The following is a 22,363-nucleotide window of genomic DNA, read 5'->3' as shown; positions in this document are numbered from 1 at the left end:
AGTAAAAGCCTGGCATCGGATACGCGGTGTCAGGCTTTTACTTTTTAGCTTTAAATAATGTATGTTTTACCAGCTTTTAATAGTGGAATATAGAACAATACCGAGTACGGTCAGCAATCCTACATAAATAGTGACTGACCATTGTTTTATTTCCTTTCTCTTTGTGCGGGTGGAAGGTTCCAAATAGATGGCTGCTTTGTGAGCGATAGTGCAGAATAGCCAACCGCCGAATCCTCCGATAATACCTCCTACGAGTAAATCACCGGGATAATGTACACCTAAGTATATACGTGTATAACAATTGAGAATTGCCCAGGTTATAATGAAAATACTTAGCCAGCGTTTGCGGAACAGGAATACTACAAACATGGCAAGGCCCAATGAGTTGGCCGCATGGCACGATGGGAAACCATAACTTCCTCCGCGATACCCGTTCACGATATATACCATATCTACAATCGGGTTGTCCGGATTGGCGGGACGCAGGCGTGCCATCACCGGGCGGATAATACTGCTGCACATTTGGTCGGCAAAGGTAATCGTGAGCGCGATGGCTGCCACATAACATAAGACTACCTTCCAGTGGAAATTTCTTAATAATATGTATAATATGGTGGCATACATGGGAACCCAGATTATTTTACCCGTGAAGGAACTCATGAAATAATCCCAGAAAGGGGAGTGTATACCATTGAAAGATAAGAAGATATTTGTATCTATCTCTGAAAGGAATTGGACGATTTCGCTATGTATCATCAGGCTTTATTGATCTATTTTTAACGTCACAAATATACAATAAAGAATAGTAAATGTCCTATATTGCCTTATAAATATTCCATATTTCTTAATTATTAGCGTTTAGCAAGATCATCGTAGAGCTTCTGTAGGAACGCTTTTCCTTTTTCCAGGTTAGCTCCTTTGGCGGTGCCTTCGTCCAGTTGTACGGTATTGGCGTCGAGGTTGTACACCAATTGGTTGTCGGCGGTAATCATTCCGAAATAATTCGGTCGGGTAAAATACGCGAAATGAGGAGAGTCCGGATTCATGATATTCTTGCTGAAAGTAAATTCATCATGCGGCAATCCTAATTGAGCGAGCAGGGTAGCGGCAATGTCAATTTGTGAAGCATAAGTATCTACTACAAGAGGTTGTTTTATTGCGCCTCCGATTAAAATCAGCGGAATGGTTTGTCCGTCCAGCGGATTTTCTATCGGGTATGGGTATGCGCCCTGATGATCGGGAACGAGTACAAACAGTGTGTTTTTCCATAACGGTGTTTCCTGATACTGTTTCACGAAATCTCCCACGCAACTGTCGGCATACGCAAAAGAGTTGAGGACTTTGTCATCCAGCCTGTGGAACGGAACTTCAAATGGTTCGTGGCTACTTGATGTCTGAACCAGTTTCAGGAATGGCTCCTTTTGTTTTTCTTCTTTCAGGTCTTTCATCAGGCGTTGGAACAAAACGTGATCCTGTGCTCCCCATTTTCCGGTACGTTCGGACAGAGGGAAATCTTTATCGGAAATAATTTTCTCAATGCCGGAAGATACCAGGTAAGAACGCATATTGGTGAAATCGGCATCTCCTCCATAGTAATATTCCAGGCTGTATCCCGCATTTTTCAAGCTGCGGGGGATGGAAGGAAGTTTGTCCGTCTTTTCGGGATATTTCATAATGCTGGTACTCGGCTGTCCGGGATATCCGCTGATGATGGATGCCAGTCCGCGGTCTGTGCGGAAACTGCTACCGTAGAAGTTGCTGAATAATACGCCTTCTTTGGCGAATTTATCCATGTTGACAGCCACATTGGGTTGTCCTCCGAAAGTTTCCATCAAGTGTGTGGAGAAACTCTCAAGGATAATGAAAATAATGTTCGGGCGTTGTGTATTCAATAATTGGGGGATGCTGTCTGTTGCTGTGACGGGTTTGTCTATCATCTCTGCAAATAATTCGTCGGCTATTTTCGGATCCATGAAGCGATACTGCTTATCGAAATTATTTTGATGGGTGGCAGAATACATGAAGCTGAATGCCGGATTAATGGCAGCATGATTCATGCGTTGGTCCTGACTGAAATACACTTTGCTTAAATTCATGGTCGATACGCTGAATCCGCCCCGGATAGGGATGAAGAGTGCTGCTGTGAGTAAAAGGAGTGCAAGAGAGACATTCTGACGCCGATAGGGTATTTTCAGAGGCTTTTTCTCCCGGATAAGGAACCAGTAGAAAATACAGTATAGAATTGCTGCATAGATCAGCATAGCCAGAATTCCAAGTAGAACAAACCAAAAACTGACACTTGCCATAGCGTCTTTGGGAGAAGAGAAGAAATAGAAAATTGGGGTGGCGTCCAGACGGAATCCCCAGAAGCCGTACAATCCTAGGTCGATGATAAAAAGACAGGCCATGACAAAGGCTATTAATCCGAAATATCCTTGCCGGATGCGGCGGAGTATGGATGAGTTTGTCCAGGCGGAAGCGATGAGCACTAGGCCGGGGATAGCAGTCAGATAGCCTGCAAGAGATAAATCCAGCGGTAATCCGTGCCACATGACGCGGAAGTAGTCACCCAAAGATGCATCGGTATATAAGTCATGGTAGTAAACCATGAAGATTGGTTTCTGAAGAACGAATAAAAGAACAAATAAAAAATAGGTCGTGAGAAATTGTATAATTCTCTTTTTCATATATGTAAACTTAAAAAGATTGAACGGATACAAAGTTACTATACTTTTCCTTATCTTTCTCATGATGTGATATAAAACATACCTTTTTTTCCATATCTTTGTCGTGTCTGTGACAAAAATGAAGTAATAAGATGGCAAAGATTGCAAAGAAACTAACAGATTTAGTGGGGAATACCCCTTTGATGGAACTTTCCGGTTATAGTGGAAAGTATGGTCTGGAACAAAATATTATTGCCAAACTGGAGGCTTTTAATCCGGCGGGAAGTGTAAAAGACAGAGTAGCTCTTTCGATGATTGAAGATGCGGAAGCTCGTGGAGCATTGAAACCCGGTGCAACGATTATTGAGCCGACAAGTGGAAACACAGGTGTAGGGTTGGCAATGGTGGCTACTATTAAAGGGTATCACCTGATATTGACCATGCCCGAAACGATGAGCCTGGAACGGCGGAATCTGTTGAAAGCGCTGGGTGCGCAGATTGTATTGACAGATGGACTGGGAGGAATGGCAGCTTCCATTGCCAAAGCGCAGGAGTTGCGTGATAGTATCCCCGGTTCGGTGATTTTGCAACAATTTGAAAATCCGGCCAATGCTGCTGTTCATGAACGGACAACAGGTGAAGAAATTTGGCGGGATACGGACGGTGAAGTGGCTGTTTTTGTAGCCGGAGTCGGTACCGGGGGAACGGTCTGCGGAGTAGCCCGTGCTTTAAAGAAACATAATCCGGATATTTATATTGTCGCTGTGGAACCGGCGTCGTCTCCAGTGTTGGCAGGGGGTGAGGCGGCTTCACATCGTATTCAAGGTATTGGAGCGAATTTTATCCCGAAGCTTTATGATGCTTCGGTGGTGAATGAAGTAATAGGTGTGCCTGATGATGAAGCGATTCGTGCGGGGCGTGAGTTAGCGGCAACAGAAGGTTTGTTGGTCGGTATTTCTTCGGGAGCAGCTGTGTATGCCGCCCGTCAACTGTCACAACGTCCGGAATTTAAGAACAAAAAAATAGTAGCATTGTTACCTGATACGGGAGAGCGTTATTTGTCGACCGAACTGTTTGCTTTTGACGCATATCCATTGGATTAATTCATTAACTATAAAAAGACCTGAACCATGGTAAGAATAATTATAGCTTTGCTTTTTTGTTTTCCGGCTGTTGCCTTTGCGCAAACCTATCAGCAATTGTCTGAGAGAGCCATTGAGTGTATCGAGCAAGACAGTCTTCCTCAGGCAGAGGAACTTTTGCTTCAGGCTTTGAAGTTGGAACCGAAGAACGCTAAGAATGCATTGCTTTTTTCTAACTTAGGGTTAGTTCAGCGCCGTTTGGGTGAGTTTGATAAAGCATTGGAATCTTATTCTTTTGCACTGAACTTTGCTCCTTTGGCAGTCCCTATTTTGCTTGACCGTGCCGCCATTTATATGGAAATGGGAAAAACAGACCGTGCTTATACGGATTATTGCCAAGTGTTGGACGAGGACAAGCAGAACAAAGAAGCTCTGTTGATGCGTGCTTATATTTATGTGCTCCGCCGCGATTATCCGGCTGCGAGAATAGATTATAATCGTTTGTTGGAACTTGATCCGCAGAGTTATAGTGGACGGCTGGGATTGGCTACTTTGGAACAGAAAGAAGGAAAATTCCGGGAAGCTCTTGAAATATTGAATAAGATGCTTGCGGCCACTCCTGAAGATGCGACACTCTATATTGCCCGTGCTGATGTGGAACGTGAGATGAAGCATGAAGATTTGGCATTGGTTGATTTGGAGGAAGCCATCCGGTTGGATGCTGCCTCGGCTGATGCTTATCTGTTGCGTGGCAATATCTACCTGGCACAGAAGAAAAAAGGATTGGCAAAAGCTGACTTTGAGAAAGCTATTTCATTGGGAGTGCCTCCGGCTGATTTGCACGAGCAATTGCGGCAATGCAAGTGAAGTGATCAATAAGGCAACTATATCTTTCCGGTTTACATAAGTTAGAGCCTTTTGTTATAGGCATTAGTTCGTTCCACAGCTGTTTCCCTTTAGTTCTACCTATGTGGAACTAAAGGGAAACAGCTGTGGAACGAAAAGATAACCCTGGTGGAACGAATAATAATTAGTCAGGTGACTCGTTAATATATACTATTAAAGAATTTCTTTTATTCTACGAACTGTCTAATCAGATTTACGAAATCCTTTCCATATTTCTTTTTCTTGTGTTCTCCGATACCGCTGATTTCTCCAAACTCTTCGATAGTGGTGGGACGTGAGATGCAAAGCAGATGCAACACTTTGTCTGACAAGACGATATAGGCGGGCAAAGCTTCCTGATCGGCAAGCTGTTTTCTTAATCCTCGCAATGCTTCAAACAAGTCTTGGCTTTCGCCGCCTGCCGCGCCGAAGGGGAGTTCTTTGGCGATAACCACTTTTTTCTTTTTTCCTTTTCGGATAACGGCTTCCTCATGTTGGATAACTACCAATGCCGCTTGTGTCCTTCCGAAAAGAACATTGCTTCCGCTTGACGTTATCTTGAGATGATTATTCTCATTATAAGCTATTTCGAAGTAGCCGAGTTGCAGCATTTGAAGCAGATAGTCTTGCCAGTCACGAGGAGGAATGTCGCGTCCGGCACCGAACGTTTTAAGTTCCTGATACCCTTTCCCGGTTACTTCCGCTGAGTAGTTTCCACGAAGAATATCAATCAACACTCCTGTGCTGATTTGCTGTTCCGTACGTGCGATGGCACTTAATGCTTTTTGCACGATGACTGTGCCGTCAAATCGCTGAGGAGGATTTTTACAAACATCGCAGTTGCCGCAATCCTCTGTTGTTGTTTCTCCGAAGTAGCTTAATAAGATTCTGCGTCGGCAAATGTCGGCCTCTGCGTATTGCTGCATACGTTGAAGCTTTTCCAGGTTGATGTTTTGCTGATTACTTTCCGAAGCGAATTTAGTTAGTAATATTAAGTCTCCTAATGAATAAAACAGGATGGTATTGCTGGGAAGTCCATCACGACCGGCACGCCCTATTTCCTGGTAAAAGCTTTCTATGCTTTTAGGCAGATTATAATGTATCACCCAGCGGACATTTGATTTATCAATCCCCATTCCAAAAGCAATGGTGGCACATACCACCTGTATGCGGTCGTTAATAAAATCATTCTGTGTTTCGTCCCGGTGTTGAGTGGATAATCCGGCATGATAAACACCGCAACGAATACCCTGCTTCTGTAACATCTGTGCGACGGTTTCCGTTTTACTCCGGCTCATGCAGTAAATAATCCCACTTTCTCCTCTGTGACGGTGGATAAATTCTAAGATGGCCTTGTTTTTCTCCTTCGCTTGGAAACCACGTTTTACAGTCAGACTGATGTTGGGACGGTCGAACGAGGAGATGAAGACACGGGGATGGTTGAGGTGCAATTGCCGTATGATGTCTTGACGCGTGATTTTATCCGCGGTGGCAGTTAGTGCGACAATCGGTATTTGCGGAAATTGTTGATGGAGTACCCCCATTTGTGTGTATTCCGGACGGAAATCATGTCCCCATTGCGAAATACAATGAGCTTCATCAATAGCAAACAGAGAGATGTTCATATCCCGCAACAAATAGTCCTTTTCTGCTAAAAGTTTTTCCGGTGAAATGTAAAGCAGCTTCAGCCGCCCTTCAATGCAGGCACGGCGCAGGTTCGCATTTTCGGTTTCGTCATTACTGCTGTTCAGTGCTCCGGCAGCAATGCCGTTTGCCAGCAATGTTTCCACCTGGTCTTTCATCAACGAAATCAGTGGAGAAACGACAACGGCGGTACCTTCGCAAAGCAGTGCGGGAAGTTGGTAGCAGATCGATTTTCCTCCACCAGTAGGCATTAATACCAATGTATCCTGTTTATTCAGGATGTGGTGGATGATTTCTTCTTGCAGAGGACGGAAACTATCGTACCCGAAATATGTCTTTAGAGTCTCTCTCATTGATGCTGATTTATCCATGCTGCAAAGGTACATTTTTCTTTGGCATTTTTCCATCATGTGTAGATTTCTGTTTCTGATATGAATTATAAATAGGTTAAAGTTTCTTATTATTCGGACCCATTCCTTCTTTTTCAAGGTTTTTGATTGTTTATTTAGAAAAATAATGCACAAAATAATTGTGTGTTTAAAAAAAAAGTAAGACATTTGTAACATGTTATGTTGCAAATGAGCAATTATTAACAAATGAACAAACCCTAACCAGTTAATTCAATGAGTGATTTAGAGAACAAAAAAACGGAAGAAACTCCGAAAAAACGTCCCTACAATTTGAGGGAAAAGAAAGAAAAGAAGGCTACATACAGGTCTTTGATTAGACCGGAATTGGCAGACGAGTTGTATGACAAGATCTTGAATATCATCGTTGTACAGAAGAAGTACAAGGATCCTGATTATTCAGCTAAGGACTTGGCGAAAGAATTGAAGACGAATACTCGTTACCTTTCTGCAGTAGTAAACTCACGCTTTGGCATGAACTATTCTTGCCTGTTGAATGAATACAGAGTAAAAGATGCTTTGCATTTATTGACTGACAAACGTTATGCCGACAAAAATGTGGAAGAAATTAGTGCCATGGTTGGCTTTGCAAATCGTCAATCTTTTTATGCTGCATTTTACAAAAACGTGGGTGAGACTCCTAATGGATATCGCAAAAAACATCTCGAAAATAAGAAATAATTGCGCGTTCCGAAAACTGACCAAAAGGAATTACCTCTAAATGAAAGATTTTGGAGATAATTCCTTTTCTCATTTTAATTAATCAATGCTAGCATTATGAAAAAACATCTGATTTTAATGACAGTGGCCGCTACGCTTTTAACATCGTGCGGAGGAAGTAAAACAACAACTGCTGAAGCAGACAAATTTGATTATACAGTGGAACAATTTGCTGATTTACAGATATTGCGTTATAAAGTTCCCGGATTTGAGGAACTGACGCTGAAACAGAAAGAACTGATTTATTACCTGACAGAGGCTGCTCTGGAGGGAAGGGATATTCTGTTTGACCAGAATGGAAAATATAATTTGAGAATCCGTCGGATGCTCGAAGCAGTATATACAAACTATCAGGGAGATAAAACAACGCCTGATTTTAAAAATATGGAGGTGTACCTGAAAAGGGTATGGTTCTCCAATGGTATCCATCACCACTATGGTACGGAGAAATTTGTGCCCGACTTCTCGCAGGAGTTCTTGAAACAGGCTGTACTCGGTATAGATGCCAAGTTGCTGCCGCTAGCGAAAGGGCAGACTGCCGAACAACTTTGTGCCGAACTGTTTCCGGTGATTTTCGATCCGGCAATCATGCCAAAACGGGTAAACCAGGCAGATGGCGAAGATCTTGTTTTGACTTCTGCTTGTAACTATTATGACGGAGTGACGCAGAAAGAGGCGGAAAGTTTTTATAGTGCCATGAAAGATCCGAAAGACGAAACACCGGTTTCTTATGGACTGAACAGTCGGTTGGTCAAAGAAAACGGAAAGTTGGAGGAGAAAGTCTGGAAAGTAGGCGGACTCTATACACAGGCAATAGAGAAGATTGTTTACTGGCTGAAAAAAGCGGAAGGCGTAGCAGAGAATGAGGCACAAAAGGCCGTTATTACCAAGCTGATTCAATTCTATGAAACTGGCAATCTGAAGGATTTTGATGAATATGCCATTCTCTGGGTGAAAGATCTGGATTCACGAATCGACTTTGTGAATGGATTTACTGAAAGTTATGGTGATCCGTTGGGGATGAAAGCGAGCTGGGAATCTTTGGTGAACTTCAAGGACGTGGAGTCAACACACCGCACGGAGATTATCAGCAGCAATGCGCAGTGGTTTGAAGATCATTCTCCGGTAGATAAATCTTTCAAGAAAGAAAAGGTAAAAGGAGTATCGGCAAAAGTGATTACTGCCGCTATCCTTGCCGGTGACCTTTATCCGGCAACAGCTATCGGTATCAATCTGCCGAATGCTAACTGGATTCGTGCTCACCACGGTTCTAAATCGGTGACAATCGGAAATATAACAGATGCTTATAATAAAGCCGCTCACGGAAACGGATTCAACGAAGAATTTGTTTATAGCGATGCGGAAATACAACTGATCGATGCCTATTCTGATTTAACGGATGAACTGCATACGGACTTGCACGAATGTTTGGGACACGGTTCCGGTAAGTTACTGCCGGGGGTAGATCCTGATGCTTTGAAAGCATACGGCTCTACCATCGAAGAGGCGCGTGCCGATTTGTTCGGATTGTATTATGTGGCTGATCCCAAGCTGGTGGAATTGGGACTTCTCTCTTCTCCCGATGCTTATAAAGCTCAATACTATACTTATCTGATGAATGGTCTGATGACGCAGTTGGTACGTATCGAACCGGGAAATACTGTGGAAGAAGCTCACATGCGCAACCGCCAGTTGATAGCCCGTTGGGTATTTGAGAAAGGGGCTGCTGATAAAGTGGTGGAATTGGCGAAGAAAGACGGAAAGACTTATGTGGTTATCAATGACTATCAGAAGGTACGCGAACTTTTCGGCGAATTGTTGGCTGAAATTCAGCGGATCAAATCGACAGGCGACTTTGAAGGTGCCCGTTCATTGGTAGAAAACTATGCCGTAAAAGTAGATCCGGCTTTACATGCAGAAGTCCTTGAACGTTATAAGAAGTTGAATCTGGCCCCTTATAAAGGTTTTGTGAATCCGAAATATGAACTGGTGACAGATGAAAACGGAAACGTTACGGATGTCACAGTTTCCTATGATGAAGGCTATGTGGAACAAATGTTGCGTTACAGCACTGATTATTCTCCGCTGCCTTCCATAAACAACTGATCTGAAATGGATATTAAAGAACAATTGAAAGATATCAAGACACAGCTCCGTCTCTCTATGAACGGGGCTGTGTCCCAAAGTATGCGCGAGAAAGGGCTGGTTTATAAACTCAATTTCGGAGTGGAACTGCCTCGTATCAAGATGATTGCCGAAGGTTATGAAAAGAATCATGACCTGGCGCAGGCTTTATGGAAAGAGGAAATTCGTGAGTGTAAGATTCTGGCGGGTATACTTCAGCCGATTGAAACGTTTTATCCCGAGATAGCCGATATTTGGGTGGAAAACATCCGGAATATCGAAATAGCCGAACTGACCTGCATGAATCTCTTCCAACATTTACCGTATGCTCCGGCTAAATCTTTTCACTGGATTGCCGACGAACAGGAGTACGTGCAGACTTGTGGTTTCCTGACTGCCGCCCGTCTTCTGATGAAGAAAGGGGATATGACCGAACGTGCCTCCGGCGAATTGCTCGACCAGGCGATTTGTGCAGTACATTCCGACAGCTATCATATTCGTAACGCTGCTTTGCTGGTTATCCGCAAATATATGCAGCATAGCGAAGAACATGCTTTTCAAGTATGCCGCCTGGTGGAAGGTATGGCTGATTCTACCTCGGAAGGAGAGCAAATGCTCTACAATATGGTGAAAGAAGAGACGGAAGAATAAACAAGTAACAGGTAATAAGTAATGCCGTAATTGCATAAATATGTATAATCTGCATAAGCATTGCCTATTACCTATGTCTATCTACTTATTACTTGCTACTTATTACCTATTACTTATTTACCTGTCACTTATTTCTAAGAATTTCTTTTGCTTTCCGCAAAAAAGGCTTAACTTTGTTCGCGCTAATTTTGGCTGATGATGGAAACTCAAAACGTGAAAGATACAGTAAGGCAGATATTCACGGAATATCTCACGGCGAACGGGCATCGTAAGACTCCTGAACGCTATGCCATACTCGATACTATTTATTCTATTGACGGTCATTTCGATATTGACATGCTTTATTCACGGATGATGGACCAGGAGAATTTCCGGGTGAGCCGGGCGACTCTCTACAACACCATTATTCTTCTTATCAATGCACGACTGGTCATTAAGCATCAGTTCGGTACTTCTTCCCAATACGAAAAATCATATAATCGCGAGACACATCATCATCAGATATGTATTCAATGTGGTAAAGTGACCGAGTTTCAGAACGAGGAACTGCAGCAAGCCATTGAAAATACGAAATTGAGCCGCTTCCAGCTTTCGCATTACTCCTTATATATATATGGAGTATGTAGTAAGTGCGACAGAGCTAACAAACGGAAAAAAGTAAATAACAACAATAAAAAAGAAAAATGAAAGTAGATGTTCTATTAGGATTACAATGGGGCGACGAAGGTAAAGGAAAAGTAGTCGACGTTTTAACACCTAAGTATGATGTGGTTGCTCGTTTTCAGGGCGGCCCGAATGCCGGTCACACGCTTGAGTTTGAAGGACAGAAATATGTACTTCGCTCGATTCCTTCCGGTATTTTTCAAGGAAACAAGGTAAACATCATTGGTAACGGTGTCGTACTTGATCCGGCATTGTTTAAGGCAGAGGCAGAAGCACTTGAAGCATCAGGCCATCCGCTGAAAGAACGTTTGCACATTTCAAAGAAAGCTCATCTAATTCTTCCGACACATCGCATCCTGGATGCTGCCTATGAAGCAGCCAAAGGAGATGCTAAAGTGGGAACTACCGGTAAGGGTATCGGTCCTACTTATACGGATAAAGTGAGTCGTAACGGTGTTCGTGTAGGTGATATTCTTCATAACTTCGACCAGAAGTATGCCGCTGCGAAAGCTCGTCACGAACAAATTCTGAAGAGCTTGAATTATGAATACGATCTTACTGAACTGGAAAAAGCATGGTTGGAAGGTATCGAATACCTGAAACAATTCCATTTCGTAGATAGCGAACATGAAGTGAATAACCTGTTGAAGGATGGTAAGAGCGTGCTTTGTGAAGGAGCGCAGGGTACTATGCTTGATATTGATTTCGGTTCATATCCGTTTGTGACTTCTTCCAATACCGTATGTGCGGGAGCCTGCACCGGACTTGGAGTGGCACCTAACCGTATCGGTGAAGTATATGGTATCTTCAAGGCATACTGTACTCGTGTCGGAGCAGGTCCGTTCCCATCAGAATTGTTTGATGAAACAGGCGACAAGATGTGTACGTTAGGACATGAATTCGGTTCTGTAACCGGACGTAAACGTCGTTGCGGATGGATCGACCTGGTAGCGTTGAAGTATTCCGTGATGATAAACGGGGTTACCAAATTGATTATGATGAAGAGCGATGTACTCGATACTTTCGAAACAATCAAAGCGTGCGTTGCTTACAAAGTGAACGGTGAAGAAATCGACTACTTCCCGTATGACATCACAGAAGGCGTAGAACCTGTATATGCAGAGCTTCCGGGCTGGCAGACAGATATGACCAAGATGCAGAGCGAAGATGAATTCCCGGAAGAATTCAATGCTTACCTGACTTTCCTGGAAGAACAGCTTGGTGTAGAAATCAAGATTGTATCTGTAGGACCGGACAGAGCACAGACCATCGAACGTTATACTGAAGAATAACAATTGATTTATTATATGGAGGAAAGGCGGAGATTGAAGAAAAACTCCGCCTTTCTTGTTCAATCCTTTGTATAGTCTATCCTAAACACACAAAAATAATGTATGCCTTATGAAAACACGTTTTATAACTTTCCTTTTGTTGTTCGTAATGAACTTGGGAGTATTTGCGCAATCTTCCTATCAGCCTACCGAAGAGAATCTGAAAGCACGGCAGGAATTTCAGGACAATAAGTTTGGTATTTTTCTTCATTGGGGGCTATACGCTATGCTCGCTACCGGTGAGTGGACTATGACAAACAATAATCTGAATTATAAAGAGTATGCCAAACTGGCAGGCGGATTTTATCCTTCCAAGTTTGATGCGGACAAATGGGTGGCAGCTATCAAAGCTTCAGGAGCGAAATATATCTGTTTCACTACCCGTCATCACGAAGGCTTTTCTATGTTTGATACCAAATATTCGGATTACAATGTAGTCAAAGCTACTCCTTTTAAAAGAGATATTGTGAAAGAACTGTCAGCAGCCTGTGCCAAGCAGGGCATCAAGCTCCATTTTTATTATTCACATCTTGACTGGGCGCGCGAAGACTATCCCTGGGGACGTACAGGGCAGGGCACAGGTCGCTCGAACTCAAAAGGAGATTGGAAAAGTTATTATCAATTCATGAATAACCAGTTGACAGAGTTGTTGACGAATTACGGTTCGATAGGTGCCATCTGGTTTGACGGATGGTGGGATCAGCCCAAAACTTTTAACTGGGAATTATCGGAACAGTATGCTTTGATTCACAAACTCCAACCGGGTTGCCTGGTGGGCAATAATCATCATCAAACGCCTTTTGATGGGGAAGATATTCAGATTTTCGAACGCGATCTGCCTGGCGAAAATGCTTCGGGGCTTTCCGGACAGGAGGTGAGTCGCCTGCCTTTAGAGACTTGTGAAACAATGAATGGTATGTGGGGATATAAGATTACCGACCAGAATTATAAATCGACAAAGACATTAATTCATTATCTGGTGAAGGCAGCCGGTAAAAATGCCAATCTTTTGATGAATATCGGCCCTCAACCTGATGGGGAACTTCCTGCGGTAGCTGTACAACGCTTGGCAGAGATGGGAGAGTGGATGAAACAATATGGTGAAACGATTTATGGAACACGAAGCGGTGCAGTTGCTCCGCACGATTGGGGAGTGACGACACAAAAAGGAAATAAGCTCTATGTGCATATTCTCGACCTGAAAGATGTGGCTTTGTTCCTGCCGTTGACGGACAAGAAGGTCAAGAAGGCAGTCTTGTTTAAAGACCAGTCTCCGGTTCGTTTCACAAAGACGAAAGCCGGTGTTTTGCTCGAATTCGCCGAGGTTCCGAAAGATATTGACTATGTGGTAGAACTGACAATTGACTAATTTTTAGCTAATTCTTCATAAAAGCAAGGGGAAACTATTCTGACATTGAACGTTTCCCCTTATTTTTGGCAAACAATTTGTTTATAAAGATATAGAGTAATAATTAAAATTGAAAAGTATATGATGTCTTATTGGGTATTATTTATAGGAATCGCTGTTGTAAGTTGGTTGGTACAGATGAATTTGCAAAACAAATTCAAGAAGTACTCTAAGATTCCTACAGGAAATGGAATGACAGGACGCGACGTTGCTTTAAAAATGTTGCATGACAATGGAATTTATGACGTACAGGTTACACATACGCCGGGACGGTTGACCGACCACTACAATCCTACTAACAAAACGGTGAATTTGAGTGAAGGGGTGTATGAAAGTAATAGTATAATGGCGGCTGCCGTAGCAGCTCATGAATGTGGACACGCTGTGCAGCACGCACGCATGTATGCTCCGCTGAAAATGCGTAGTGCGCTGGTTCCGGTTGTGAACTTTGCCTCTTCCATTATGACATGGGTATTGTTGGGTGGCATCTTGTTGATAAACTCTTTCCCGCAGTTATTGCTGGCAGGTATTATCCTGTTTGCCATGACTACACTGTTCAGCTTTATCACGCTGCCGGTGGAAATTAATGCAAGTAAACGTGCGTTGGTATGGTTGAGTTCATCCGGCATTACTAATTCGTACAATCATGCACAGGCTGAAGATGCTCTTCGTTCTGCAGCTTATACATATGTAGTTGCTGCATTGGGCTCATTGGCAACATTGGTATACTACATCATGATCTTCATGGGTAGAAGAGACTAAGAAATGAAAAGGGAGAAAAGTGCGTTTATTAACTTCTCTCTATAGAATATAAAAGGATCTTCCGCAGTCTTTCCGAAGACTATGGAGGATTTTTTGTATTGTTTGAGGGACTCGCTTGAGTATTTCTTTATGATATTGATAGGGGATGGACACAATACAGGTGATTTTTTCAAATATATGTAAGCATTGCTCGGAAATTTGCAGTAAATTTGCGCAATTAAAATTATAAACAGTAATATTATGGCAGCAAAACCAAGTATTCCTAAAGGAACTCGTGACTTTTCGCCGGTAGAAATGGCGAAGCGTAATTATATATTCAATACGATTCGTGACGTATACCATCTGTATGGTTTCCAGCAGATAGAGACTCCGTCTATGGAGATGCTTTCTACATTGATGGGAAAATACGGTGATGAAGGAGATAAACTACTCTTTAAGATTCAGAATTCAGGAGATTATTTTTCCGGGATTACTGACGAAGAATTGTTAAGCCGTAATGCTGCCAAACTGGCAAGCAAATTCTGTGAGAAAGGTTTGCGTTACGACTTGACAGTGCCTTTTGCCCGTTATGTAGTGATGCATCGTGATGAGATCACTTTCCCGTTCAAACGCTATCAGATTCAACCGGTATGGCGTGCCGACCGCCCGCAGAAAGGACGTTATCGCGAATTTTATCAATGTGATGCCGATGTTGTAGGAAGCGATTCGTTATTGAACGAAGTGGAATTGATGCAGATTGTCGATACCGTTTTTAGTCGTTTCAATATTCGTGTATGTATTAAGATTAACAACCGCAAGATTCTTTCCGGCATCGCTGAAATTATAGGCGAATCGGATAAGATTGTAGATATTACCGTAGCAATTGACAAACTGGATAAAATCGGTCTGGATAATGTAAATGCCGAACTGAAAGAGAAGGGAATCAGTGATGAGGCTATTGCCAAGTTGCAGCCGATCATTCTTCTTAGCGGTACGAATGCGGAGAAATTGGCAACACTGAAGAATGTGTTATCAGCCAGTGAAGTAGGGCTGAAGGGAGTGGAAGAGAGTGAATTTATTCTGAATACACTGGAAACAATGGGCTTGAAGAATGAAATCGAACTTGACCTTACATTGGCTCGCGGACTGAATTATTATACAGGAGCTATCTTTGAAGTGAAAGCACTGGATGTACAGATTGGCAGTATCACTGGTGGTGGCCGTTATGATAACCTGACCGGAGTTTTCGGTATGGCAGGTGTGTCCGGAGTGGGTATCTCTTTTGGTGCAGACCGTATCTTTGATGTATTGAACCAGCTCGAACTTTATCCGAAAGAAGCTGTAAACGGAACAGAACTTCTGTTTATCAACTTCGGTGAAAAGGAAGCTGCATTCTCTATGGGAATTTTGGCTAAAGTGCGTGCTGCCGGTATCCGTGCCGAAATTTTCCCGGATGCTGCCAAGATGAAGAAACAGATGAGTTATGCCAATGCGAAGAATATTCCGTTTGTAGCTATTGTCGGCGAGAATGAAATGAACGAAGGCAAAGCAATGTTGAAGAATATGGAGACAGGAGAACAGAATCTTGTTTCATCAGAGGAGCTGATTGCTGTTGTGAAGAAATAAGCAGAAATATTAGAACTTTATAATATAAAGAGGTCGTCTCAATATAAAAATGAAGTGCCCCCAAAAGTTAGATAAAAGACTTTTTGGGGGCATTTCAAAATAAAAAAGAGACGACTTCTTTTTTAATATTTTATCTGATCTAATATTCCATTGAGAAAAGCAATCGCTACTCCATAATTCGTCATAGGAATGTGTTGCTCCCGCGCACGTTCAATGCGACTAAGTACATATTTACGGTTAAACATACATGCTCCGCAATGGATAATCAGCGAATAAGGAGTCAGATCTTGCGGAAAGTCGGTTCCTGCTACAATATCAATTTGTAGTTTTTCTCCAATTCGTTTCCGTAACAAACGGGGGAGTTTCACTCTTCCTATATCTTCTGAAAGGGGAGCGTGTGTACAAGCTTCTGCTATCAGTACACGCGATGATTCCGTTAGTCTTTCAATGGCGGCTGCACTTTCTACATAATAATGAATATCACCTTTATATCCTGCGAAAAGCACAGAGAAAGAGGTTAGTTCACTTTCCTTAGGCTTTTGTTCATAAATTGTTTTGAAGACCTGCGAATCGGTGATGATTAATTTCGGAGGACGGGCAAGAGCTTGCAGGGTCACCGGAAATTTGTCAGTAGTACAAGTCACTACGAGGCATTTTTTATCTAACAATTCACGGATGGTCTGTACTTGTGGTAAAATTAGTCTGCCTTTGGGAGCCTGAATATCCTGCGGCATAACCAGAAGTACAAGATCGTTTTCTGTAACAAGTTCCCCGGTGATACTCTGTTGGCCGAAATCCGAAGGTAGCTTTTCGAGAATGGCTTGCCGGATCTGTTCAATTCCTGTTTGTTCTTTGGCACTGATAAGTAGCGGGCGTATTTTACATTCTTTCTCAATATACGTAGCTAAGCTATCACAGTTTTCTCGTATATCTATTTTATTCAATACTGGAATGACAGGGATATTCTTCTCTTTCAATAGTGCCAGTATCTCTTTTTCATGAGAAAAGGTAGTGTCTTCATATAGTAACAATGCAATATCCGTTTTCTCAATAGCCTTTAAAGTCCGGCTGATACGCAGCTCTCCAAGCTCTCCTTCGTCATCAAATCCTGGAGTATCTATAAACAGACACGGGCCAATACTTTGAATCTCCATTGCTTTGGACACAAGGTCGGTAGTCGTTCCAGGAGTATTCGAAACAAGTGCAGTGTCCTGTCCTGTCAATGCATTGATAAGAGAAGATTTACCGCTATTCCGTCTACCGAAAAGGGTGATATGAAGTCTGTTGGCGTTTGGAGTATCTGTTAGGCTCATAATTGATAATTTTTCAACTTGTTAATTCATGCGCAGCTAATTGGTGCATTGGTATATTAGCACATCGGCGTATTATTCAAAATCTAAAGTCTCTTTGTCCTGCGGCTATAGCTTTGAGATTCCGGATAGCTATTTCCCTGATTTTAGGATTGGGGATTCGTTCTGTTTCTTTTAGAATCAGTTCTAATCCTTTCCGACGGGTATCTTCTGAAGCATAATCTTCCAGATACTCTTTCAGAGTCATCAGGGCATTTGGTCCGCAACAATTTGCTATCTGACCGGATTTCACTAATGACATGAAACGGTCACCTGTTCGTCCTTCCCGGTAACAGGCTGTACAGAAACTGGGGATATATCCGAGTTCGAGCAACCAGTTGACCACCTCGTCCAATGTCCGGGTATCGCTCACATCAAATTGGGCGGAATTATGATCGGGTAATTCCGTTTCAGCATATCCGCCTACACTGGTACGCGAACCGCCACTGATTTGTGAGATACCCAATTCGAGCACTTTTTTGCGTGATTCTTGCGATTCACGTGTAGAAATAATCATTCCTGTATAAGGAACGGCAATTCGGATAACAGCTACAATCTTGCTGAATATCTCATCCGAAATAGCGTTCGGGAAATCTCCCGCATTGATGTCATCTGCCGAACAGATGCGCGGCACACTGATTGTATGTGGGCCTACACCGAATTTGGCTTCCAAATGTTCGGCATGCATTAATAATCCGATAAAATCATACCGATAAGTATTCAAACCGAAAAGGACGCCAATGCCTACATCATCGATTCCTCCTTCCATCGCACGGTCCATCGCTTCGGTGTGATAGGCGTAATTGCTTTTGGGACCGGTAGGATGGAGAACTTCGTAGTTGTCTTTGTGATAAGTCTCCTGGAATAAGATATACGTGCCGATACCCGCTTCTTTCAGCCGACGATAATTTTCTACCGTCGTGGCTGCGATATTTACGTTTACCCGGCGGATAGCTCCGTTTTTATGCTTGATATTATAAATTGTCTGAATAGATTCCAGAATATATTCTATCGGGTTCAGTGATGGATGCTCACCGGCTTCAAGAGCCAGTCGCTTATGTCCCATATCCTGTAAAGCAATTACCTCCCGGCGGATTTCCTCCTGTGTCAGTTTCTTGCGTGCAATAGTCTTGTTCTTGGCATGATACGGACAATATACACAACCGTTTACGCAATAATTAGATAAATAAAGCGGTGCGAACATGACGATGCGGTTACCGTAAAACTTCTGTTTGATTTCTTTGGCGAGATGAAAGATACGTTCTATCAGGTCAGGTTGGTTACACTCCAGCAGAATAGCCGCTTCCCGGTGTGTCAGTCCCTTGCACAAAGCTGCCTTTTCAATCAGTTGTTCAATCAAGACACGATTATCCTTATTGTTATGTGCGTATTCCAGTGTATCCAGAATTTCTTCGTGATGGATAAACTCTTCTGCTTTGGATGAATCTTTTTGATATATCATTTTTTAGTGGTTAGTGATTAATGATTAGTGGGCTGTGTGTTGTAATGGGTGATAAATGAATTAGCGATTAGTAGAGCAATGCTGCCGCATAGTATTAATCACTAATCACTATCCCATTAATCACTCCTAAAGTCCCCTCTTTCGGTAGAAATCTCATAACCGATGGTATTCAACTGCTTTTGTAAAGCTGCCAACCCTTCGGCAGATTCCGCTCCGAGTGAAGCTTTGTCATTGTATAATTCATATTTTCTCCGTTCCTCCCGGGGAGACAGGTTGGGCATAACCACATTTGCACCTGCCAATATACCCCGCTCCCTACCATCAGGGATAAGAGTGGCGAGAGCCGTTGTTGCCGGAATCAATGCGGATGGATGCATCAAACGGAAGATAGATAATAGAAGAATCGTCCGTTCCACTGTTCCGCTGGGATATTGGGCAAAAGGCGTATCATGATGGGGTAGGAAAGGACCGATGCCGATCATTTCCGGCTGTAGCTTTTCAATGAACAATATATCCTCGATGATATGTTCTACTGTTTGCCCTGGGCTGCCGACCATAATTCCGGTTCCTGTCTGATAGCCGATGTCTTTTAAATCCTCTAAGCATTGCAGGCGCTGTTTGCCGGACATTTCTGCAGGATGCAGTTGCCGGTAATGTGACTCATTATACGTTTCGTGACGTAACAGATAACGGTTGGCTCCGGCACGGAAGAAACGTTCGTATGCATCACGCGACTTTTCTCCGAGCGACAGTGTAATGGCACAATCCGGATAATCCTGCCTGATACGGGCGACAGTCATTTCTATCCGATCGTCTGTCAGTGCAGGATCTTCTCCTCCTTGCAGCACAAAAGTGCGGAAGCCTAATTCATATCCTTGCCGGCAACAGTCCAGTATACTTTCCAGGCTCAACCGGTAACGTTCGATATTCGGATTTCCTTTTCGGATACCACAGTAATAACAGTTGTTCCGGCAGCAATTACTGACTTCAATCAGTCCACGGATATAAATCTTATTTCCGAAGTGGCGGAGAGCGACTTCCTGCGCCTGTTTATTGATGTAACGCAGGGTTTCTGCGTCACATCCGGTCAACAGTTGCCGGAGCTCTTCCGGGCTAAGTGTTCTTTCCTGCCGTAGTTTATCGATCCATTGTTTCATAGCTCTCTTTTCGTTTGAGCAGCTCTTGTGCCAATTGGCGACGTCCCGAAACAATGTCATTATGCGTACTTGGCCCGGTGATACATCCACCTTCGCACGCCATCACTTCAATAAACTGTCCCGCAGCCTTTCCTGTCTTGGCGCAGGCACGCAGCAGAGCGATATTCTTTTTATTGATGTCCGACACTTGTATTGCATTGATTTTATCCGCTTCTTCTTTCAAATAAGCTTTGACAGCTCCCATCACACCACCTGCCTGTGCAAATCCATGTGCTTCGCGAACAGATGTATGTAATACAGAGAATTCCTGTACCTGTTCCAGCTGAATACCCAGTCCGTCGAGAATCGAACCGATTTCTTCAAACGTCAGAATATAATCCACCGCTTCGTCACGACGTACTTCTTTGCGTTTAGCCACACAAGGACCGACAAATACAACCTTAGCATCCGGATGTTTCTCTTTGGCAATCCGTGCGGCGTAGTACATCGGTGATCCGGTGGTAGAAACATAAGGTTTCATATCCGGAATATGTTTCTCAACCAGTTCGATATAAGAAGGGCAACAGGAAGTAGTCATAAATTTCTGTCCCTCTTCCAATTTCTCCAGTAACTCGTGTGCTTCATTACTGGTGGTTGCCATAGCACCTTCAGCCACTTCGATCACATCGGTAAATCCTATTTCTTTGAAAGCACCGTACACCTGTCCGATAGAAGTCTTAAACTGTCCCAGAATAGACGGAGCAATAATGGCAACCATCTTTTCTCCTTTACGGATGCGTTGCAATACATCGAATGTTTGCGAGATTTCGAAGATTGCACCGAACGGACAAGCATTCATGCATTTTCCGCAGTAGATACACTTGCTTTCATCAATGTGTTCTATGCCGTGTTCATCTTTGCTGATAGCTTTTACCGGGCAAGCCTCTTCACAAGGCACGGGAATATATACAATAGCGTGATAAGGACAACTCTTGTGACAAATACCACAACTGACACATGTGTCATGGTCAATCATTGCCTGACCGTTTTTCTTGAAACGTATCGCATCTTTGGGGCAATTCATGTAACAGCTACGTGCCACGCATCCGCGACAAAGGTTGGTTATTTCATAATTGATCTGTACACAGGAAGAACAGGCCTCGTCGATGACGCACATAATATTTTCCTTGTCCGGTTCGGGGCGGCTCAATGCCAATCGTGCATATTCGGAAAGCGGGGTAACTTCGTCGTGTTCGTCTGTCATATCCAATCCCATCAGAGGAAAAGTCTTGTACCTCCACACTGCGCGTTCTTTATGTACGCAACACCGTCCTAGGGGTTTTGATTTTCGTGGACTCAACTCAATCGGGAGCCGGTCTATCTTTTCCACTAATTCGTCGTTTTTCCAGAGTTTAACAAGGTCTGCCAGCAATTTATGCCGGACAATCATAATATTATTCGTAAATGCCATATTGTAATAAAAAGGTTGTTAGTTAGTTGGTGCAAAGATACGAACAGAAATTCAATATTTAAGTTTTTTGAAACATTCTTGTAACTTTTTTGTAGCCATCGCGTGTTATCTTTGTGGTGGACAAAAAAAACTTAGAGGAGGCCGAGTTATGAATAGCAGTATTTTCGAGCAACGTAGTCGTTTTGCCATGATTGGCGCATTGATGGTTATTATCAGTCTGCTGTTTTTATTCTACATGGGAAGTTCTTTGGTAAGCTCTACCAAAAAATACCTGGAGCAGATACAAGGGATAGAGATCACTTGTATCGACACGGACGAATAAAAACAAGAAACTGAAAAAGGTAGGAAAAGCCGGGGGAAATTTGTATTTTTGCCGGAAGAAAAAACAGACCTTATGGAAGAAAAGAATAAAGCCTGGAAAACGGTGAGTAGTAAATATCTATTTCGCCGTCCGTGGCTGACTGTGCGTTGCGAAGATATGTTGCTTCCCAACGGTAACCATATCCCCGAATATTATATTCTTGAGTATCCCGACTGGGTAAATACGATTGCCATTACAAAAGATGGCAAATTTGTTTTTGTCCGCCAGTATCGTCCGGGAATTGAACGAACTTGTTATGAACTTTGTGCCGGGGTCTGTGAGAAGGAAGACGCTTCACCGTTAGTGTCCGCCCAGCGTGAATTGTGGGAAGAAACAGGCTACGGAAAAGGAAACTGGCAGGAATATATGGTGATTTCCGCTAATCCGAGCACTCATACTAATCTGACTTATTGCTTCCTTGCTACGGACGTGGAACTGATAGACCATCAGCATTTGGAAGCTACTGAAGATATCAGTGTACATTTGCTTACATTGGAAGAGGTAAGAAGCCTGCTTGATAAGAACGAAATTATGCAAGCGCTGAATGCTGCTCCATTGTGGAAATATATAGCAAATCTGTAATATCGTTTGGAATTCTGTAGAGAAATAATAACTTTGGAGAAAATTTAAATTATC

At 43.0% G+C, this 22,363-nt stretch carries 19 protein-coding genes; 12 read left to right on the top strand and 7 right to left on the bottom strand.

Annotation, left to right across the window (positions count from 1 at the left end):
- Positions 1–66: 66 nt before the first annotated feature.
- Entirely contained in the window at positions 67–756 is a 690-nt protein-coding gene (locus tag I2I04_RS19230) for a phosphatase PAP2 family protein (RefSeq protein WP_195655700.1), read from the bottom strand.
- A gap of 95 nt (positions 757–851) precedes the next feature.
- Positions 852–2,687, bottom strand: a complete 1,836-nt coding sequence (locus I2I04_RS19225) for an LTA synthase family protein (RefSeq protein WP_195655699.1) — start codon at positions 2,685–2,687, stop codon at positions 852–854.
- A 131-nt stretch (positions 2,688–2,818) separates the two neighbouring features.
- On the opposite strand from I2I04_RS19225, the gene cysK reads away from it, so the two are divergent.
- Both cysK and I2I04_RS19215 read left to right on the top strand, forming a co-directional pair.
- Entirely contained in the window at positions 2,819–3,769 is a 951-nt protein-coding gene (cysK, locus tag I2I04_RS19220; RefSeq protein ID WP_143259317.1) for a cysteine synthase A, read from the top strand.
- Between the two features lie 27 nt (positions 3,770–3,796).
- Positions 3,797–4,615, top strand: a complete 819-nt coding sequence (locus I2I04_RS19215; protein WP_195473200.1) for a tetratricopeptide repeat protein — start codon at positions 3,797–3,799, stop codon at positions 4,613–4,615.
- 206 nt (positions 4,616–4,821) lie between these two features.
- On the opposite strand, the gene recQ is transcribed toward I2I04_RS19215, so the two are convergent.
- Entirely contained in the window at positions 4,822–6,630 is a 1,809-nt protein-coding gene (gene recQ / locus I2I04_RS19210; protein WP_195655698.1) for a DNA helicase RecQ, read from the bottom strand.
- A 270-nt stretch (positions 6,631–6,900) separates the two neighbouring features.
- Between recQ and I2I04_RS19205 the strand changes: the two genes are divergently transcribed.
- The 8 genes from I2I04_RS19205 to hisS all read left to right on the top strand — a co-directional run bounded on the left by I2I04_RS19205 (position 6,901) and on the right by hisS (position 15,948).
- Entirely contained in the window at positions 6,901–7,365 is a 465-nt protein-coding gene (locus I2I04_RS19205; RefSeq protein ID WP_195655697.1) for a helix-turn-helix domain-containing protein, read from the top strand.
- Positions 7,366–7,461: 96 nt separating this feature from the next.
- On the top strand, positions 7,462–9,510 hold the full coding sequence (locus I2I04_RS19200; protein WP_195473202.1) for a dipeptidyl-peptidase 3 family protein: 2,049 nt from the start codon (positions 7,462–7,464) through the stop codon (positions 9,508–9,510).
- Between the two features lie 6 nt (positions 9,511–9,516).
- Positions 9,517–10,179 carry a DNA alkylation repair protein gene (locus tag I2I04_RS19195; protein ID WP_143259320.1) on the top strand — a complete coding sequence of 221 codons (663 nt, stop codon included), beginning with the start codon at positions 9,517–9,519 and terminating at the stop codon, positions 10,177–10,179.
- 198 nt (positions 10,180–10,377) lie between these two features.
- Positions 10,378–10,866, top strand: coding sequence for a Fur family transcriptional regulator (locus I2I04_RS19190; protein ID WP_195655704.1), 489 nt, complete (start codon positions 10,378–10,380; stop codon positions 10,864–10,866).
- Entirely contained in the window at positions 10,863–12,134 is a 1,272-nt protein-coding gene (locus tag I2I04_RS19185; protein WP_004301093.1) for an adenylosuccinate synthase, read from the top strand. Before I2I04_RS19190 ends, I2I04_RS19185 begins: the two co-directional genes overlap by 4 nt.
- Before the next feature lie 109 nt (positions 12,135–12,243).
- Positions 12,244–13,542, top strand: a complete 1,299-nt coding sequence (locus I2I04_RS19180) for an alpha-L-fucosidase (protein WP_143259321.1) — start codon at positions 12,244–12,246, stop codon at positions 13,540–13,542.
- A 120-nt stretch (positions 13,543–13,662) separates the two neighbouring features.
- Positions 13,663–14,343, top strand: a complete 681-nt coding sequence (locus tag I2I04_RS19175; protein WP_004301089.1) for a zinc metallopeptidase — start codon at positions 13,663–13,665, stop codon at positions 14,341–14,343.
- Positions 14,344–14,583: 240 nt separating this feature from the next.
- The gene (hisS, locus tag I2I04_RS19170; protein WP_143259322.1) at positions 14,584–15,948 is read left to right on the top strand and encodes a histidine--tRNA ligase; all 1,365 of its coding nucleotides are present in this window, start codon (positions 14,584–14,586) and stop codon (positions 15,946–15,948) included.
- A gap of 122 nt (positions 15,949–16,070) precedes the next feature.
- Here hisS and hydF read toward each other — a convergent pair whose 3' ends face one another.
- The 4 genes from hydF to I2I04_RS19150 all read right to left on the bottom strand — a co-directional run bounded on the left by hydF (position 16,071) and on the right by I2I04_RS19150 (position 21,366).
- Complete coding sequence (gene hydF, locus I2I04_RS19165) at positions 16,071–17,261, bottom strand: [FeFe] hydrogenase H-cluster maturation GTPase HydF (RefSeq protein ID WP_195655696.1); 1,191 nt, start codon at positions 17,259–17,261, stop codon at positions 16,071–16,073.
- A gap of 76 nt (positions 17,262–17,337) precedes the next feature.
- Positions 17,338–18,759 (bottom strand): [FeFe] hydrogenase H-cluster radical SAM maturase HydG, encoded by a 1,422-nt coding sequence (gene hydG / locus I2I04_RS19160; RefSeq protein WP_185911527.1) that lies wholly within the window; start codon positions 18,757–18,759, stop codon positions 17,338–17,340.
- A gap of 116 nt (positions 18,760–18,875) precedes the next feature.
- Positions 18,876–19,916 carry a [FeFe] hydrogenase H-cluster radical SAM maturase HydE gene (gene hydE / locus I2I04_RS19155; protein WP_195655695.1) on the bottom strand — a complete coding sequence of 347 codons (1,041 nt, stop codon included), beginning with the start codon at positions 19,914–19,916 and terminating at the stop codon, positions 18,876–18,878.
- The gene (locus I2I04_RS19150) at positions 19,897–21,366 is read right to left on the bottom strand and encodes a 4Fe-4S dicluster domain-containing protein (RefSeq protein WP_195655694.1); all 1,470 of its coding nucleotides are present in this window, start codon (positions 21,364–21,366) and stop codon (positions 19,897–19,899) included. The genes hydE and I2I04_RS19150 overlap by 20 nt, the downstream gene beginning before the upstream one ends.
- 148 nt (positions 21,367–21,514) lie before the next feature.
- Here I2I04_RS19150 and I2I04_RS19145 point away from each other — a divergent pair, with 148 nt between their 5' ends.
- Together I2I04_RS19145 and I2I04_RS19140 are read left to right on the top strand one after the other, a co-directional pair.
- Positions 21,515–21,688 (top strand): hypothetical protein, encoded by a 174-nt coding sequence (locus tag I2I04_RS19145; protein WP_008015767.1) that lies wholly within the window; start codon positions 21,515–21,517, stop codon positions 21,686–21,688.
- 72 nt (positions 21,689–21,760) lie between these two features.
- Positions 21,761–22,309, top strand: a complete 549-nt coding sequence (locus I2I04_RS19140; protein WP_143259326.1) for an NUDIX hydrolase — start codon at positions 21,761–21,763, stop codon at positions 22,307–22,309.
- Positions 22,310–22,363: the final 54 nt, after the last annotated feature.

This window comes from Bacteroides sp. 1001136B_160425_E2 (assembly GCF_015559655.1).
GTDB classification, from domain to species: Bacteria; Bacteroidota; Bacteroidia; order Bacteroidales; family Bacteroidaceae; genus Bacteroides; species Bacteroides luhongzhouii.
The sequence above is the reverse complement of the archived record's forward strand: the minus strand, read 5'-3'. Positions and strand labels throughout refer to the sequence as shown.

Coding starts and splice junctions, on each gene's coding strand:
- I2I04_RS19200 (WP_195473202.1), top strand. CDS start 7,462: ATGAAAAAACATCTGATTTTAATGACAGTGGCCGCTACGCTTTTAACA.
- hydE (WP_195655695.1), bottom strand. CDS start 19,916: ATGAAACAATGGATCGATAAACTACGGCAGGAAAGAACACTTAGCCCG.
- I2I04_RS19150 (WP_195655694.1), bottom strand. CDS start 21,366: ATGGCATTTACGAATAATATTATGATTGTCCGGCATAAATTGCTGGCA.
- I2I04_RS19195 (WP_143259320.1), top strand. CDS start 9,517: ATGGATATTAAAGAACAATTGAAAGATATCAAGACACAGCTCCGTCTC.
- I2I04_RS19145 (WP_008015767.1), top strand. CDS start 21,515: ATGAATAGCAGTATTTTCGAGCAACGTAGTCGTTTTGCCATGATTGGC.
- I2I04_RS19140 (WP_143259326.1), top strand. CDS start 21,761: ATGGAAGAAAAGAATAAAGCCTGGAAAACGGTGAGTAGTAAATATCTA.
- I2I04_RS19185 (WP_004301093.1), top strand. CDS start 10,863: ATGAAAGTAGATGTTCTATTAGGATTACAATGGGGCGACGAAGGTAAA.
- hydG (WP_185911527.1), bottom strand. CDS start 18,759: ATGATATATCAAAAAGATTCATCCAAAGCAGAAGAGTTTATCCATCAC.
- I2I04_RS19225 (WP_195655699.1), bottom strand. CDS start 2,687: ATGAAAAAGAGAATTATACAATTTCTCACGACCTATTTTTTATTTGTT.
- I2I04_RS19175 (WP_004301089.1), top strand. CDS start 13,663: ATGATGTCTTATTGGGTATTATTTATAGGAATCGCTGTTGTAAGTTGG.
- recQ (WP_195655698.1), bottom strand. CDS start 6,630: ATGAGAGAGACTCTAAAGACATATTTCGGGTACGATAGTTTCCGTCCT.
- I2I04_RS19180 (WP_143259321.1), top strand. CDS start 12,244: ATGAAAACACGTTTTATAACTTTCCTTTTGTTGTTCGTAATGAACTTG.
- I2I04_RS19230 (WP_195655700.1), bottom strand. CDS start 756: ATGATACATAGCGAAATCGTCCAATTCCTTTCAGAGATAGATACAAAT.
- cysK (WP_143259317.1), top strand. CDS start 2,819: ATGGCAAAGATTGCAAAGAAACTAACAGATTTAGTGGGGAATACCCCT.
- I2I04_RS19205 (WP_195655697.1), top strand. CDS start 6,901: ATGAGTGATTTAGAGAACAAAAAAACGGAAGAAACTCCGAAAAAACGT.
- I2I04_RS19190 (WP_195655704.1), top strand. CDS start 10,378: ATGGAAACTCAAAACGTGAAAGATACAGTAAGGCAGATATTCACGGAA.
- hisS (WP_143259322.1), top strand. CDS start 14,584: ATGGCAGCAAAACCAAGTATTCCTAAAGGAACTCGTGACTTTTCGCCG.
- I2I04_RS19215 (WP_195473200.1), top strand. CDS start 3,797: ATGGTAAGAATAATTATAGCTTTGCTTTTTTGTTTTCCGGCTGTTGCC.
- hydF (WP_195655696.1), bottom strand. CDS start 17,261: ATGAGCCTAACAGATACTCCAAACGCCAACAGACTTCATATCACCCTT.